Source organism: Streptomyces sp. V4I8 (genome assembly GCF_041261225.1).
Lineage (GTDB): Bacteria > Actinomycetota > Actinomycetes > Streptomycetales > Streptomycetaceae > Streptomyces.
This window is the reverse complement of sequence record NZ_JBGCCN010000001.1, coordinates 3598475-3614218: the sequence shown is the minus strand read 5'-3', so window position 1 is coordinate 3614218 and position 15744 is coordinate 3598475. Positions and strand designations below refer to the sequence as shown.

At 70.5% G+C, this 15744-nt stretch carries 10 protein-coding genes and 2 pseudogenes; 8 read left to right on the top strand and 4 right to left on the bottom strand.

Going from position 1 to position 15744, the window contains the following annotated elements:
• Positions 1-3 precede the first annotated feature (3 nt).
• Complete coding sequence (locus ABIE67_RS16395; RefSeq protein ID WP_370257803.1) at positions 4-4239, bottom strand: HAMP domain-containing protein; 4236 nt, start codon at positions 4237-4239, stop codon at positions 4-6.
• A 102-nt stretch (positions 4240-4341) separates the two neighbouring features.
• On the opposite strand from ABIE67_RS16395, the gene ABIE67_RS16390 reads away from it, so the two are divergent.
• The 3 genes from ABIE67_RS16390 (at position 4342) to ABIE67_RS16380 (ending at position 8251) form a co-directional block, all read left to right on the top strand.
• Positions 4342-6312, top strand: a complete 1971-nt coding sequence (locus tag ABIE67_RS16390; RefSeq protein ID WP_370257801.1) for a SpoIIE family protein phosphatase — start codon at positions 4342-4344, stop codon at positions 6310-6312.
• A gap of 27 nt (positions 6313-6339) precedes the next feature.
• Positions 6340-7572, top strand: coding sequence for a radical SAM family heme chaperone HemW (hemW, locus tag ABIE67_RS16385; protein ID WP_370257800.1), 1233 nt, complete (start codon positions 6340-6342; stop codon positions 7570-7572).
• A 100-nt stretch (positions 7573-7672) separates the two neighbouring features.
• Positions 7673-8251: a Uma2 family endonuclease gene (locus ABIE67_RS16380; protein WP_370257798.1), complete on the top strand. Its 579-nt coding sequence runs from the start codon at positions 7673-7675 to the stop codon at positions 8249-8251.
• On the opposite strand, the pseudogene ABIE67_RS16375 reads toward ABIE67_RS16380, so the two are convergent.
• Positions 8229-8540 (bottom strand): annotated as a pseudogene (locus ABIE67_RS16375) (DUF3097 family protein); the annotation flags it as partial. The gene ABIE67_RS16380 and the pseudogene ABIE67_RS16375 sit on opposite strands and share 23 nt — an antisense overlap.
• A 100-nt stretch (positions 8541-8640) precedes the next feature.
• Here ABIE67_RS16375 and ABIE67_RS16370 point away from each other — a divergent pair.
• Positions 8641-9978, top strand: a complete 1338-nt coding sequence (locus ABIE67_RS16370) for an IS4 family transposase (RefSeq protein ID WP_370257796.1) — start codon at positions 8641-8643, stop codon at positions 9976-9978.
• A gap of 13 nt (positions 9979-9991) precedes the next feature.
• Here ABIE67_RS16370 and ABIE67_RS16365 read toward each other — a convergent pair.
• A pseudogene (locus ABIE67_RS16365) lies at positions 9992-10507 on the bottom strand (DUF3097 family protein); the annotation flags it as partial.
• A 42-nt stretch (positions 10508-10549) separates the two neighbouring features.
• Positions 10550-11287: an MBL fold metallo-hydrolase gene (locus tag ABIE67_RS16360; protein ID WP_370257795.1), complete on the bottom strand. Its 738-nt coding sequence runs from the start codon at positions 11285-11287 to the stop codon at positions 10550-10552.
• Positions 11288-11447: 160 nt separating this feature from the next.
• On the opposite strand from ABIE67_RS16360, the gene hrcA reads away from it, so the two are divergent.
• From hrcA to ABIE67_RS16340, 4 genes are all read left to right on the top strand, one after another.
• Positions 11448-12464, top strand: coding sequence for a heat-inducible transcriptional repressor HrcA (gene hrcA / locus ABIE67_RS16355; protein ID WP_370257793.1), 1017 nt, complete (start codon positions 11448-11450; stop codon positions 12462-12464).
• Positions 12465-13601, top strand: a complete 1137-nt coding sequence (gene dnaJ, locus ABIE67_RS16350) for a molecular chaperone DnaJ (protein WP_370257791.1) — start codon at positions 12465-12467, stop codon at positions 13599-13601. It begins immediately after the preceding gene.
• Between the two features lie 307 nt (positions 13602-13908).
• Positions 13909-14985, top strand: a complete 1077-nt coding sequence (locus ABIE67_RS16345; protein WP_370257789.1) for a nitronate monooxygenase — start codon at positions 13909-13911, stop codon at positions 14983-14985.
• Positions 14982-15731 (top strand): 16S rRNA (uracil(1498)-N(3))-methyltransferase, encoded by a 750-nt coding sequence (locus ABIE67_RS16340; protein WP_370257787.1) that lies wholly within the window; start codon positions 14982-14984, stop codon positions 15729-15731. Before ABIE67_RS16345 ends, ABIE67_RS16340 begins: the two co-directional genes overlap by 4 nt.
• Positions 15732-15744: the final 13 nt, after the last annotated feature.

Here is a 15744-nt window from a genome sequence, read left to right as displayed (position 1 = left end):
GCCTCATTCGGTGATGGTCGGCGGGACCTCTTCCTCCTCGGAAGTGCTCTGTCCCGGTCCTGCGGTGTTCTCCGGCTTCGCGGCGAGTTCTTCTCCGCTCCGCCTCCGGGGCGCCTCAGCCGGCTCCGCGCCCTCGGGGTCCAGGAGGTCGCGGACGACGGTCAGCAGCTGATCCACGTCCACCGGTTTCGGTACGTAGTCGTTGGCGCCCCGCGCGATGGACTTCTCCCGGTCTCCGGGCATGGCCTTCGCGGTCAGCGCGACGATGGGGAGGTCCACCCAGCGCGGGGTGCGGCGGATGGCGGAGATCGTCTCGTATCCGTCCATCTCCGGCATCATGATGTCCATCAGGACGAGTTCGACGTCCGGGTTGCGCTCCAGTGTCTCGATGCCCTCGCGGCCGTTCTCCGCGTACAGGACCGGCATGCCCACCCGGCCGAGGACATGAGTGAGCGCGAAGACGTTGCGGATGTCGTCGTCCACTATCAGCACGCGTCGGCCCGGGAGGACCCGGCCCGCCCGGCCCGTCTGCCACGCCTCCAGCTTGGCCGGTGTCGGCCATGACTCGTCCGCGTCGTGGGCGGTCGGGTACGTCTCGGCCGACAGCTGCTCGGGCGCCGGCAGCGGGCGGTTCTCGGGAACCGGGCCGGTGGCGGCGTGGCCGGGGCTGGCGACCGGGACGTACAGCGTGAAGGTGGAGCCCTCGCCGGGCTCGCTCTCGGCGACGATACGGCCGCCCAGCAGGCCCGCGATCTCGCGGCTGATGGACAGGCCGAGGCCGGTGCCGCCGTACTTGCGGTTGGTCGTGCCGTCGGCCTGCTGGAACGCCTCGAAGATCACCGGGAGTTTCTCGGCCGCGATGCCGATGCCGGTGTCGGACACCGCGAACGCGATCACCTCGTCGCTCTCGCGGAGGACTGCCCCGCTCTCGACTTCGCTCGAGCGGGGGGACCCCCATCGGCGCTCGGGGTCCTTCATCCGGCTCACCCGCAGCTCGACCCGGCCGGTCGCGGTGAACTTGATCGCGTTGGAGAGGAGGTTGCGCAGGATCTGCTGGAGGCGCTGCTCGTCCGAGTACATGTCGCGCGGTACGTCCTCGCCGACCGACACCTCGAAGGCGAGCCCCCGGTCCAGGGTGAGCGGGCGGAACGTGGCGTGGACGTAGTCCAGCAGCTTGATCAGCGGCAGTTTCTTCGGGCGTACGTCCATCCGGCCCGCCTCGATCTTCGACAGGTCCAGGATGTCGTTGATCAGTTGCAGGAGGTCCGAGCCCGACCTGTGGATGGTCGTCGCGAACTGGACCTCCTGGTCGGTGAGATGGCCGTCCGGGTTGTCCGACAGCAGCCTCGCCAGGATCAGCAGCGAGTTCAGAGGCGTCCGCAGCTCGTGCGACATGTTCGCCAGGAACTCCGACTTGTACTGGGACGACGTAGCCAGCAGCGCCGCCTTCTCCTCCAGCTCCGCGTTCGAGCGCTGCAGCTCCGCCTGCTGCATCTGGAGTTCGTCCGAGCGTTCCTGGAGCTGCATGGCGAGGCGCTGGGACTCGCCGAGCAGGGACTCCGTACGGGAGTTGGCGATGATCGTGTTGATGGCGACGGCGATGGTGTTCACGAACTGGTCGAAGAACGCCAGGTGCACGTCGGAGAAGCGGGAGAACGACGCCAGCTCGATCACGCCGAGGAGCTTGTCCTCGAAGAGGATCGGGATGATGACGACGCTGGTGGGGGCCGCCTCGCCCAGTCCGCTGTTGATCTTGATGTAGTCCGGCGGGGCCTCCTCGACGAGGATCCGCTTCTTCTCGCGGGCCGCCTGCCGGACCAGGCCGTGCACCGGGAGGCCGCCGGTCTCGACGGTCGCGCCCTGCGCCGAGCCGTATCCGGCGATGAACGCGAGCCCCTTGGCCGGCACGGTCGTCCGCAGCGCGGCGCTCTCCTCGTCCGGGTCGGCCAGGAAGAACGCCCCGTACTGCGCGTTGACCAGCGGTGTCAGCTCGCGCAGCAGCAGGTCGGCGACCTCCATCAGGTCGCGGTGGCCCTGCATCAGGGCGGCGAGGCGGGCCAGGTTGGACTCCAGCCAGTCCTTGGCGCGGGTCGTCTCGCGCAGGTTGGCCACCATCAGGTTGATGTTGTCCTTCAGTTCGGCGACCTCGCCACGCGTCTCCACGGTGATCGAGCGGGACATGTCGCCCTGGGCCACGGCGGAGGCGACCTCGGCGATCGCGCGGACCTGCGTGGTCAGGTTCGACGCCAGCTCGTTCACGTTCGTCGTCAGGCGCTTCCAGGTCCCGTACACGCCCTCCACCCGGGCCTGACCGCCCAGCTGGCCCTCGGAACCCACCTCGCGGGCCACGCGGGTGACCTCGGAGGAGAAGGAGGAGAGGGTGTCGACCATCGTGTTGATCGCGGTCTTCAGCTCCAGGATCTCGCCGCGCGCGTCCACGTCGATCTTCTTGGAGAGGTCGCCGTTGGCGACGGCCGTGGTGACCTGGGCGATGTTCCGCACCTGTGAGGTGAGGTTGTCGGCCATGTAGTTGACGTTGTCCGTCAGGTCCCGCCAGACGCCGGAGACGCCCAGCACCTGCGCCCGGCCGCCGAGCCGGCCGTCCGTGCCGACCTCGCGGGCCACCCGGGTCACCTCGTCGGCGAAGGCGCGCAGCTGCTGCACCATCGTGTTGACGGTGTCCTTCAGCTCCAGGATCTCGCCGCGTGCGTCGACGGTGATCTTCTTCGACAGGTCGCCGTTCGCCACGGCCGTCGTCACCTGGGCGATGTTGCGTACCTGCGAAGTCAGGTTCAGTGCCATGAAGTTGACGTTGTCGGTGAGGTCTCTCCAGACGCCGCTGACGCCTCTCACCTGGGCCTGACCGCCGAGGTTGCCTTCGGTACCGACCTCGCGGGCGACGCGGGTGACCTCGTCGGCGAAGGCGGAGAGCTGGTCGACCATCGTGTTGATGGTGGACTTCAGCTCCAGGATCTCGCCCTTCGCCTCGACGGTGATCTTCTTGCCGAGGTCGCCCTGGGCCACGGCGGTGGAGACGAGGGCGATGTTGCGGACCTGGGAGGTCAGGTTGTCCGCCATGAAGTTGACGTTGTCGGTGAGGTCCTTCCAGACGCCGGAGACGCCGCGCACCTGAGCCCGGCCGCCGAGGTTGCCCTCGGTGCCGACCTCGCGGGCGACCCTCGTCACCTCGTCGGCGAAGGCGGAGAGCTGGTCGACCATCGTGTTGATGGTCGACTTGAGTTCGAGGATCTCGCCCTGGGCGTCGACGGTGATCTTCTGGCTCAGGTCACCGTTGGCGACGGCGGTGGTGACCTGCGCGATGTTGCGGACCTGGGAGGTCAGGTTCGACGCCATGAAGTTGACGTTGTCGGTGAGGTCCTTCCAGACGCCGGAGACGCCTCGGACCTGGGCCCGCCCGCCCAACTGGCCCTCGGTGCCGACCTCGCGGGCGACCCTCGTCACCTCGTCGGCGAAGGCGGAGAGCTGGTCCACCATCGTGTTGACGGTCAGCTTGAGTTCGAGGAGCTCACCCGTCGCCTCGACGGTGACCGTGCGGGTGAGGTCGCCGCGGGCCACCGCCGTGGTCACCAGGGCGATGTCGCGCACCTGGGCGGTCAGCCGGGACGCCATCGTGTTGACGGCCTCGGTCACGTCCCGCCAACTGCCCGACAGACCCTGCACCTTGGCCCGCCCGCCGAGCCGGCCCTCGGTACCGACCTCGCGGGCGACGCGGGTGACCTCGCCGGTGAACAGGGAGAGCTGGTCGACCATCTTGTTCACGGCCCGGCCCAGACGGCGCAGGTCACCGCGTAACTGACGGCTGCCGTCGTGCAGGTCGACGCGCTGGGTGAGGTCGCCGCCGGCCACCGCGTCCAGCACGCGCGTCGCGTTCGCCGCCGGGGCCACCAGGGCGTCGAGCACATGGTTGACGTCGTTGACGCGGGTCGTCCAGTCGCCCGGCCCCGGGCTCGCCGAGAGCCGCTCGTCGAGCCGGCCGTGCCGCACCAACTCCCGCTTGACCCGCTGCACTTCACGGTTGAAGTGCGTGCTGCGGTCCATGATCTGGTTGAAGACAGCCGTCAGTTCGGCCACCACTCCCTCGCCGGTCTCCGGGAGCCTGCGGAAGTCGCCGTCCCGGGCCGCGGTCATCGCGGCAAGCAGCGGTCGCAGTTCCGATGCTCGAATCTGACCGTCTTTCTGTCCGTCTTCGAGCACACGCGTAGCACGGTTCTCACTCATGGCGGCCCACTTCGGTAACTCGGTGCTTATGGGCGCGGCCAGTCTGTCACTCTGTCGGCGTCGTCTGAGGCGTATTCGTCCGAACCGTTCGGGGAGCTGTCCATGGGGGCCATTCCGGCGCAACGGGAGACCGTCACCCGTGCCTCTGGTGTGCCTGCGCACGGGGGCGTGGGCGCGGAAACCCGCACCACCCTCCCCGGCAGCGCCCTCTCCCCGGGCTCCGCCCGCACCCTCGTGCGCAACGCCCTCACCGAATGGGCCGCCTCCGGTGTCCCCGGCACCGAACACCTCACCGACCGGCTCGTCGACGACGCCGTCGTGGTCGTGAGCGAGCTCGTCACCAACGCCGTCGTGCACGCCGGTACCGATGTCGAACTCGCCTGCCGGCTGGAGGACGAGACCGGCGCCCTCGTCGTCGAGGTCCTGGACCACCACCCCTCGCGCGCCCCGCGCGACGGCGAGTTCGAGGCGCCGTACGAGACACCGGAGTACGGGCGCGGGCTGCGCCTCGTGTCCCGGCTCGCGGAGTCCTGGGGTGTCACCTATCGCACCGGCGCCAAGATCGTGTGGGCGCGGCTGCCCGCCGAGGACCCGGTGGCGGCCAGGGACGACATCGAGGCGTACGCGGAGGAGCGGGCGCTGGAGCGCGGGCTGCGCGTCGCCGAGATCCTCGCGCCCGAGCCTCCCCCACTCTCGAATCCGCTCGAGCGGGGGTACCCCCATCGCGCCGAGCGGGAACGGGACTGGCTCAACAGGGGCGCCCTGTCCTTCCTCGCCGAGGCGTCCGACCTGCTCGCCGGGCAGCTCGACGAGAACCTGGTCGCCGCGCTCGCCGGCCAGCTGATCGTGCCGCGGCTGGCGGACTGGTGCGCGGTGTGGCTGGAGGACGAGGTCGCCGGGCGCTGGGGATACCCCCGATCGGGTGAGGCCGAGGGCGGCTGGGCGGTGGACGGCACCGCGGGGACCGGGCCCCGGCTGGCCCGCGTCTGGCACGGTTCCGAGAACCTCATCGAGGAACTCCGCCGCGCCCTGGAGAAGGAGCCGCCACTGCCGCCCGACTCCCACCGCACCGGGCCCGTCGCCTATCCCTGGCCCGGCGAGGCGCTGGGCTCGCGCGGGGTGCGCGGCACGGCGCTCGCGTACCGGCTGGTCGCCGGGGGCCGCCCGCTGGGCACGCTGGTCATCGGGCGGGCCGACCTCATGCACTTCCCCGACGAGGTCACCGGGCTCGTCGAGGACCTCAGCCGCCGGGTGGCCCTCGCCATCGGCGCCGCCCGCCAGTACGCCCGGCAGGCCACCATCAGCCGGGTCCTGCAACGCGGACTGCTGCCCGGTGCCGTCGCGGAGATCCCAGGGGTGGTCAGCGCCCTGGTGTACGAGCCGTGCGACAAGGGCGGCCCGAGCGGCGACTTCTACGACCTCTTCCCGGCCGGTGACGGCCGCTGGTGCTTCGCCATCGGCGACGTCCAGGGCAAGGGGCCCGAGGCGGCCGTGGTGATCGGCATCGCACGCCCCTGGCTGCGGCTCCTCGCCCGCGAGGGCTACCGCGTCGCCGACGTCCTCGACCGCCTCAACCAGCTCCTCCTCGACGACGCCACGGAGGCCGCCGACGCCGCCGCCCGCGCCCTCGTCGGACCGGTCCCGCCCGGCGACGGCCCGCAGACCCGCTTCCTGTCCCTCCTGTACGGCGAACTCACCCCCATCGACGGCGGCATCCGCTGCACCCTCGCCTCCGCCGGACATCCGCTGCCGCTGCTGCTGGGCGCGGGCGGCGAGGTCCACACCGCCGCGCACCCGCAGACCCTCCTCGGCGTCATCGAGGACGCGACGTACACCAGCGAGACCTTCGAGCTGCGCTCCGGCGACACCCTGCTGTGCGTGACCGACGGGGTGACGGAGCGGCGCAGCGGCTCCCGCCAGTTCGACGACGGCGACGGTCTCGCGACGGCCCTCGCCGGATGCGCGGGGCTGAACGCCCAGCTGATCGCGGAACGGATCCGGCAGCTGGTGCACGAGTTCAGCGGCCGTCCGCCGGAGGACGATCTGGCGCTGCTGGTGCTGCAGGCCGAGTAACCGGCGGGGTACGGGACAATGGAACCCATGCCCTCCGCACTCCCCGACGGCGAGCCCGTCCCCGCCGACGGCGCGCTGCCGCCGCACGCCCTCGCCGACGCGGCCGACCGCCCCCTCGGCTTCTACCTGCACGTCCCGTACTGCGCGACCCGCTGCGGCTACTGCGACTTCAACACCTACACGGCGACCGAGCTGCGCGGCACGGGCGGAGTGCTGGCGTCCCGCGACAACTACGCCGAGACGCTCGCCGACGAGATCCGCCTCGCCCGCAAGGTCCTCGGCGACGACCCGCGCCAGGTCCGCACGGTCTTCGTCGGCGGCGGTACACCCACGCTGCTGGCCGCCGACGATCTCGTACGGATGCTGGGGGCGATCCGCGACGAGTTCGGGCTGGCGCCGGACGCGGAGATCACCACGGAGGCGAACCCGGAGTCGGTCGACCCGGCTTATCTGGCCACGCTCCGCGAGGGCGGCTTCAACCGGATCTCCTTCGGCATGCAGAGCGCGAAGCAGCATGTACTGAAGATCCTGGACCGCACGCACACCCCCGGCCGCCCCGAGGCCTGCGTCGCGGAGGCCCGCGCGGCGGGCTTCGGGCATGTGAACCTGGACCTGATCTACGGCACACCGGGGGAGTCGGACGACGACTGGCGGGCCTCGCTGGAGGCGGCGATCGGCGCCGGGCCCGACCACGTCTCGGCGTACGCCCTGATCGTCGAGGAGGGCACCCAGCTGGCCCGCCGTATCCGCCGGGGCGAGGTCCCCATGACGGACGACGACGTCCACGCGGACCGGTACCTGATCGCCGAGGAGACGTTCACGGCGGCCGGTTTCGACTGGTACGAGGTCTCCAACTGGGCCACCTCGGAGGCGGCCCGCTGTCTGCACAACGAGCTGTACTGGCGCGGCGCCGACTGGTGGGGCGCGGGGCCGGGGGCCCACTCGCATGTGGGCGGGGTGCGGTGGTGGAACGTGAAGCATCCGGGGGCGTATGCGGGGGCGCTGGCGGCGGGGAAGTCGCCGGGGGCGGGGCGGGAGCTGCTGTCGGAGGAGGACCGGAGGGTGGAGCGCGTCCTGCTGGAGCTGCGGTTGCGGGAGGGCGTGCCGCTGGAGCTGCTGCGGGAGGACGGGCTGGCGGCTTCTCGGCGGGCTCTGGGGGAGGGGCTGCTTCAGGAGGGGCCGTATGCGGAGGGGCGTGCGGTGCTGACGTTGCGGGGGCGGTTGCTGGCGGATGCGGTGGTCAGGGATTTGGTGGACTGATCACTCGGGCGTGTGAATCGGTGCGGAACGTCGGTTCGGTCCCTAACCTGATTCGTAGGCTGCCGCTAAAAGGACGCGGCGGATGTGGAGGGCCACGGAGATGACCGCTGTGGACGAGCGTGGGATGACCAAGTACTTCGAGGAGCTTGAGCCTCCCGAGGGTGTCAAGGTCGAGCTCCTCCGGGGGGAAATCGTGATGATGGCCGCTCCTGATCTGGTGCACAACCGGATCGTGGTGGACGTGCAGGACCAGATCCCGCGCAAGCCCTGGGAACGGCTCCAGACGACGGACCTGGACATCTTCGACGAGGCCAGCGAGCCCATTCCGGACCTGGTGGTGCTGGAACGCGGTGTGGCTCCAGCCTCGGGCAACCTCGTGCCGTCCCAGCTGGTCACCTTGGTGGTCGAGGTGGTCTCGAAGACGAGTGTCGACCGGGACTACGGGCTCAAGCGCTCCATCTACGCGGCAGGCAAGATCCCCGCCTACCTGATCATCGACCCGATCATGGCGCACTGTGTTCTGCTCACCGACCCCATCGGTGAAGGAGACCAAGCCGACTACCGCGGTCAGTGGATCACGAAGTTCGGTGACCCCGTGCCGCTCGAATTGCTCGCCGTGGAACTGGACACGAGCGAGTTCGGGACCATCACCGGAGTCAGGCGTCACCGGCTGCCGTAACGAAGTCGATCAGCTCCTCCACCCGCCCCAGCAACTCCGGCTCCAGGTCCCGGTAAGACCCCACCCGCTTCAGAATCGCCTGCCACACGGCCCCGGTGTTCTCCGACGGCCACCCCAGCGCCCGGCACACGCCCGTCTTCCAGTCCTGCCCGTGCGGGACCTTCGGCCACCCCGCGATTCCCAGGGACGACGGCTTCACCGCCTCCCAGATGTCGATGTACGGGTGGCCCACGACCAACGCGTGCTCACTCGTCACCGACTCGGAGATCCGCCACTCCTTCGTGCCCGGCCAATGCCGTTGTTTGAATGGTGGAGTTGGCGGGGGTGTCCGGTGAGACCGTGGGGTGGTGCTCGTGGCCGGGCATGGGTCAGGCATGGGTCATCCGTGGGTGGGGCTGTCTGATCGGGTACGGCTGGGGCTGCTGACGCGGTGGGTGACGCCAGCGCTGGTGGACGAGGTGCTGGGCGGGTGCCGCAAGCGGGACCGGCGGCCGGGTGCTCTGCCGGCTGGCTTCACGGTGTACTTCACGCTGGCCCTGGCCCTGTTCCATCAGGACTCCTATGACGATGTCGCGGAGAACCTGACGGGCGCGATCGCCGGGATGGGCGAACACATCCCGAACAGGGCGTCGTTCACCCGTGCCCGGGAGCGTCTGGGGCCTGAGGTGCTGGAGATGCTGTTCCGGAGACTGGCCGGGCCGCTGGCCCCGCCCGGGCTGGCGGGATCCTTCTGGCGGGGGATGCGTCTTGCCGCGGTGGACGGGTTCCTGCTGGACGTGCCGGACAACGAGGCCAACCGGCACGCCTTCGGCGGCCCGAAGGACTCGCGCGGAAAACCAGGAGGATTTCCGCAGGTCCGGGTCGTGACACTGACCGAGACCGGCACCCACGCCGCCATCGACGCACGGGTGGGCGGCTTCAACGGCGGCGAACGCGACCTGGCCGTCGCCATGGCTGCTTCGGCCGACGGAATGCTCGTGATCATGGACCGGGGCTTTCCCGGAGTGGAACTGTGGAAGGCATACACCACCGCCGGTGCACACCTTCTGCTGCGGGCGCGCTCCTGCGTCGCGCGTCGTCCGGTGCAGCGCCTGCCCGACGGCACTTACCTGGCGCGGATGAACCTCGGCGGGCAGAAAGGCGCGCACCCGGGCGGCGTACTGGTCCGTGTGATCGAGTACCGCGTCGACGGCGGCGAGGTGATCCGGCTCCTGACCGATCTCTTCGACACAGACACCTACCCCGCGGACGAACTCGCGGCCCTGTATCACGAGAGGTGGGAGGCGGAATCTTCATACCGCCAGCTCAAGACCTTCCAGCGCGGCCGGCAGGAAGTACTGCGGTCGGCCGACCCGGCACTGGTGCGCCAGGAAGTATGGGCACACCTGATCGTCCACTACTGCCTGACCGGCATCATCATGCGGCTCGCCGACGGTCACGGCATCGACCCGGACCGCATCTCGTTCGTCAAGGTCCTCAAGCACGCGCGACGCAGCGTGATCCGGCAGTGCGCCGATACTCCCGCAAAGATCGGGAAGTTCCTGGCCCTGCTGTCCGCGAAGGTGTGCCGGAAACTCGACAATGGCACCCGGCGTCTACGCGAGGCCGACAGGTTTCTCAAACGCCCCAACTCGCTGTACTCCTACCGGCCCAAGGACCAGCAACGTGCACCAGCACGCCGGGTACCTGCCAAGGCCATCACGCTGCAGCCCACGATGATTCAGTAGTCAAACAACGGCATTGCGTGCCCGGCACCAAGTGGTCCACCAGGACCCCGAGCCGCGCGTCCGGCCCCGGTGCGAATTCGGCCACGATCGACGGCAGGTCGTCGACGCCCTCCAGGTACTCCACGACCACGCCCTCGATGCGCAGGTCGTCGCCCCAGACCTTCTCGACCAGTTCGGCGTCGTGGCGGCCCTCGACGTAGATACGGCCGGCGCGGGCCACGCGTGCGCGGGCGCCGGGCACGGCGACCGAACCGGAAGCCGTACGGGTGGGGCGCACGGGAGCCGAGGCGGACGGGCGGACCAGGGTGACCACCTTGCCCTCCAGCAGGAACCCCCGCGGCTCCAGCGGGAACACCCGGTGCTTGCCGAAGCGGTCCTCCAGGGTCACCGTGCCCGCCTCGCAGCGGATCACCGCGCCGCAGAAGCCCGTGCCCGGCTCCTCCACCACCAGGCCCGGGTCCGCCGGGACCTCGGGGACGGGCCTGGGCTTCTTCCAGGGCGGGGTCAGGTCCGGGGAGTACTGGCGCATTCGGATGACGATAGGAGAAGCCCGGCCCGCGCGTCCCGTGGATCAGCCCGACACGCCGAAGCGGGCGGCCAACGCGTCGCGCTGACGTCGTACGAACTCGGCGTCCACCACCGCTCCGTGACCGGGTACGTACAGTGCGTCCTCGCCGCCCAGGTCGAGGAGGCGGTCCAGGGCGGCCGGCCACTGGGCGGGTACGGCGTCGGGGCCCGCCTGGGGCTCGCCGGACTCCTCCACCAGGTCGCCGCAGAAGACGACCTCCCGCTCACCGGGGGCCTCGCCCGGCACCAGCACGACGAGATCGTGGGCCGTGTGGGCCGGGCCCACGTTCGCCAGGAGGACCTGACGGCCGCCGTCCAGGCCGAGCGTCCACTCGCCGCTCACGAGGTGGCGCGGGTGGACCAGCGCGTCCACGGCCTCCTCCGCCGAGGCCGGGTCCAGGCCGTTGCGCACCGCGTCCGCCCGCAGCTCCTCGCGCTCGTAGGCGAAGACGGCGTCCATGCCCACCGGGCCGTAAACCTCCGCCCCCGCGAACGCCGCAGCCCCGAAGACATGATCGAAATGGGGATGGGTAAGCGCGAGATGAGTCACACGGTGACCGGCGAGCCGCTGCGCCTGCGTACGCAACCGCCCGCCTTCCCCGAGGCTCGACCCGGCGTCGACGAGCAGCGCGACGCCGTCCCCGACGACCAGCCCCACCGTGCAGTCCCAGCCCGGAAGCCGGCACCGTCCGACGCCGGCCGCCAGCCGCTCCCACCCCAGTTCTTCCCAAGTCACCGTCATACCGCGACGCTAAACGACACCACCGTCGGGCACGGTGGTGCTGGACCGGCCTTGCCCGGGGCGTACCCCACCGCCGTACACTGGCCGGGGACGGTTGGCACTCACCAGCGCAGAGTGCCAGGCGAGACGCCAAGGGGACGACTTCTGGAGGTGTGCGCGATTGCTGAGTGAACGCAGGCTTCAGGTGTTGCGTGCCATCGTCCAGGACTATGTCGGGACCGAGGAGCCGGTCGGGTCCAAGGCCCTGACCGAACGGCACAGCCTCGGCGTCTCCCCGGCGACCGTCCGCAACGACATGGCGGCCCTGGAGGACGAGGGCTACATCGCCCAGCCGCACACCAGCGCCGGGCGTATCCCGACCGACAAGGGCTACCGGCTGTTCGTCGACAAGCTCGCCGGGGTCAAGCCGATGACCCCGCCCGAGCGGCGCGCCATCCAGAACTTCCTCGACGGCGCCGTCGATCTCGACGACGTCGTGGCGCGGACCGTACGGCTGCTCGCGCAGCTCACGCGGCAGGTCGCCGTCGTGCAGTACCCGTCGCTGACCCGGTCCACCGTCCGGCATGTCGAGCTGCTGTCCCTCGCGCCCGCGCGGGTGATGCTCGTGCTGATCACGGACACCGGGCGGGTCGAGCAGCGGATGGTCGACTGCCCGGCACCCTTCGGCGAAGGGCCGCTCGCGGATCTCCGCGCGCGGCTCAACAGCCGGGTCGCGGGGCGGCGCTTCACCGATGTGCCGACGCTCGTCGAGGACCTCCCCGACGCCTTCGACATGGAGGATCGCGGCACTGTCTCGGCCGTGCTCTCCACCCTCCTGGAGACGCTCGTCGAGGAGAACGAGGAGCGGCTGATGATCGGCGGAACAGCCAATCTCACCCGCTTCGGACATGACTTCCCCCTCACCATCCGGCCCGTCCTGGAGGCCCTGGAGGAGCAGGTCGTGCTCCTCAAACTCCTTGGCGAGGCGGGGGATTCGGGCATGACCGTGCGGATCGGGCACGAGAACGCCTATGAGGGACTCAACTCCACTTCTGTGGTGTCGGTCGGCTACGGTTCGGGCGGCGAGGCAGTAGCCAAGCTCGGCGTGGTCGGACCGACCCGCATGGATTACCCGGGAACGATGGGAGCGGTACGCGCAGTGGCACGGTACGTCGGACAGATCCTGGCGGAGTCGTAAGTGGCCACGGACTACTACGCCGTTCTCGGCGTGCGCCGCGACGCGTCGCAGGAAGAGATCAAGAAGGCCTTCCGGCGGCTCGCGCGCGAGCTGCACCCGGACGTCAATCCGGATCCGAAGACCCAGGAGCGGTTCAAGGAGATCAACGCCGCTTACGAGGTGCTGTCGGACCCGCAGAAGAAGCAGGTCTACGACCTCGGCGGCGACCCGCTGTCCCAGGCGGGCGGCGCGGGAGCCGGCGGCTTCGGCGCGGGCGGCTTCGGGAACTTCTCGGACATCATGGACGCGTTCTTCGGTACGGCGTCCCAGCGCGGCCCGCGCTCGCGTACGCGGCGGGGCCAGGACGCGATGATCCGGCTGGAGATCGAGCTCGACGAGGCGGCCTTCGGTACGACGAAGGACATCCAGGTCGACACGGCCGTCGTCTGCAACACCTGCAACGGTGAGGGGGCTGCCCCCGGCACCTCCGCGCAGACGTGTGACATGTGCCGCGGTCGCGGTGAGGTGTCGCAGGTGACGCGGTCCTTCCTGGGCCAGGTCATGACCTCCCGGCCCTGCCCGCAGTGCCAGGGTTTCGGCACCGTCGTGCCGACGCCGTGCCCGGAGTGCGCGGGGGACGGGCGGGTGCGGTCCCGCCGGACCCTGACCGTCAAGATCCCGGCCGGTGTCGACAACGGCACGCGGATCCAGCTCGCCGGTGAGGGCGAGGTCGGGCCCGGTGGCGGTCCGGCCGGTGACCTCTACGTCGAGATCCATGAACTCCCGCACCCGACCTTCCAGCGGCGCGGTGACGACCTGCACTGCACGGTGACGATCCCGATGACGGCGGCGTGCCTCGGCACGAAGGTGCCGCTGGAGACGCTGGACGGGCTGGAGGAGGTCGACATCCGGCCGGGCACCCAGTCCGGTCAGTCGATTCCGCTGCACGGGCGTGGGATCACGCATCTGCGGGGCGGAGGGCGTGGCGATCTCATCGTGCACGTCGAGGTGACGACGCCGACGAAGCTGGATCCCGAGCAGGAGCGGTTGCTGCGCGAGCTGGCCAAGCTGCGGGGCGAGGAGCGGCCGCAGGGGCAGTTCCAGCCGGGGCAGCAGGGGTTGTTCTCGCGGTTGAAGGACGCGTTCAACGGTCGTTGACGTGAGCTGTGGTGGCACTGCTGGGGGTCCGGGGGTCGGCCCCCGGGAAGGCACAGTCAGCTGGGGCAGCAGGGGTTGTTCTCGCGGTTGAAGGACGCGTTCAACGGTCGTTGACGTGAGCTGTGGTGGCACTGCTGGGGGTCCGGGGGTCGGCCCCCGGGAAGGCACAGTCAGCCGGGGCAGCAGGGGTTGTTCTCGCGGTTGAAGGCCGCGTTCAACGGGCGCTGACCCCCAGGGGAAAGTGTTGGCCTATGCCAAGGGGAAGGGCCGATTCGGACTTGTTCGGGGGACGTGACAACATGCCGTCATGTCCTCCGCGCTGACCGATCTCTTCCCTCATCCGATCGTGCAGGCCCCCATGGCAGGCGGCGTCTCCGTGCCGCAGCTCGCCGCTGCCGTGGCCGAGGCCGGCGGGCTGGGGTTCCTCGCCGCCGGGTACAAGACCGCCGACGGGATGTACCAGGAGATCAAGCAGCTCAGGGGGCTGACCGGGCGGCCCTTCGGGGTCAATCTGTTCATGCCGCAGCCCGAGTACGCGGATGCCGCCGCCGTGGATGTCTACGCCCATCAGCTCGCCGGTGAAGCCGCCTGGTACGAGACCGAGCTGGGGGACCCGGACAGCGGGCGGGACGACGGGTACGACGCCAAGCTGGCCGTGCTGCTCGACAACCCGGTGCCGGTCGTCTCCTTCCACTTCGGCGTGCCCACCGGTGAGGTACTGGAGTCCCTGCGCCGCGCCGGGACCTTCACCCTGGTCACCGCCACCACCCCGGACGAGGCCCTCGCCGTGCAGCGGGCCGGGGCGGACGCCGTGATCGTGCAGGGGGTCGAGGCCGGCGGACATCAGGGCACCCACCGCGACAACCCGGAGACCGACCGGTCCGGCATCGGGCTGCTCTCCCTCCTCGCGCAGGTCCGGGAGACCGTGACCCTGCCCCTCGTCGCCGCCGGCGGCATCATGCGCGGCAGCCAGATCGCCGCCGCCCTCGCGGCCGGGGCGAGCGCCGCACAGCTCGGCACCGCCTTCCTCGCCACCCAGGAGTCCGGCGCCAACGCCCTGCACAAGCAGGCGCTGACCAACCCCCTGTTCGTCCGGACCGAGCTGACGCGCGCGTTCTCCGGACGCCCCGCCCGTGGCCTGGTCAACCGCTTCATGCGGGAGCACGGCCCGTACGCCCCCGCCGCCTACCCCGAGATCCACCACCTCACCTCGCCCCTGCGCAAGAAGGCCGCCTCCTCCGGCGACCCGCAGGGCATGGCCCTGTGGGCGGGCCAGGGCCACCGCATGGCCCGTGAACTTCCGGCCGGGCAGCTGGTCGAGGTCCTGGCCGCCGAACTGGCCGCGGCGGCGACAGCGTTGTCGGGCAAGGGCGGTCCGCGATGACCGCCCCGGTGTTCGTGGTCGAGCACTTCGACGCGGGCGACGGCGGACAGTACGTCCTCGACGGTCCGGAAGGCCGCCACGCGGTCTCCGTGAAGCGGCTGCGGCCCGGCGAGGAGGTCGTCCTCACCGACGGCGCCGGGCGCTACGCCGTGTGCGACGTGATCGCCGCCGAGGGCAAGGACCGGCTCGTCGTCCACATGACCTCGGTGTCCGAGGAGCCGGAGCCCACACCCCGCATCACCGTCGTCCAGGCGCTCCCCAAGGGCGACCGGGGTGAACTCGCCGTGGAGACCATGACCGAGGTCGGCGTCGACGCCGTCGTCCCCTGGCAGGCGGCCCGTTGCATCACGCAGTGGAAGGGCGACCGCGGGCTGAAGGCGCTCGGCAAGTGGCGGGCGACGGCCCGCGAGGCCGGCAAGCAGTCCCGCAGGATCCGCTTCCCCGAGATCGCGGACGCGGCGACGACCAAGCAGGTCGCGGCGCTTCTCGCCAGAGCCGACTTCGCCGCCGTACTGCACTCCGACTTCGAGCACGGCAGTGAGCCGCTCGCCACCGCCGAACTCCCCGCCGAGGGTGAGATCGTGCTGGTCGTCGGCCCCGAAGGAGGCGTCGCCAAGGACGAGTTGGCCCTCTTCGAGGAAGCCGGCGCGCGGGCGTACGTGCTGGGGCCCACCGTGCTGCGCACGTCGACCGCCGGGACCGCGGCGACCGCCCTGCTCCTCGGCCGCACCGGCCGCTGGTCCTGACCTCGGGGAGAAC

Bases quoted from the DNA above. Each gene is read 5' to 3' on its own strand.
- ABIE67_RS16395 (WP_370257803.1), bottom strand. From the start codon at position 4,239: ATGAGTGAGAACCGTGCTACGCGTGTGCTCGAAGACGGACAGAAAGAC.
- ABIE67_RS16390 (WP_370257801.1), top strand. From the start codon at position 4,342: ATGGGGGCCATTCCGGCGCAACGGGAGACCGTCACCCGTGCCTCTGGT.
- hemW (WP_370257800.1), top strand. From the start codon at position 6,340: ATGCCCTCCGCACTCCCCGACGGCGAGCCCGTCCCCGCCGACGGCGCG.
- ABIE67_RS16380 (WP_370257798.1), top strand. From the start codon at position 7,673: ATGACCGCTGTGGACGAGCGTGGGATGACCAAGTACTTCGAGGAGCTT.
- ABIE67_RS16360 (WP_370257795.1), bottom strand. From the start codon at position 11,287: ATGACGGTGACTTGGGAAGAACTGGGGTGGGAGCGGCTGGCGGCCGGC.
- ABIE67_RS16345 (WP_370257789.1), top strand. From the start codon at position 13,909: ATGTCCTCCGCGCTGACCGATCTCTTCCCTCATCCGATCGTGCAGGCC.
- ABIE67_RS16340 (WP_370257787.1), top strand. From the start codon at position 14,982: ATGACCGCCCCGGTGTTCGTGGTCGAGCACTTCGACGCGGGCGACGGC.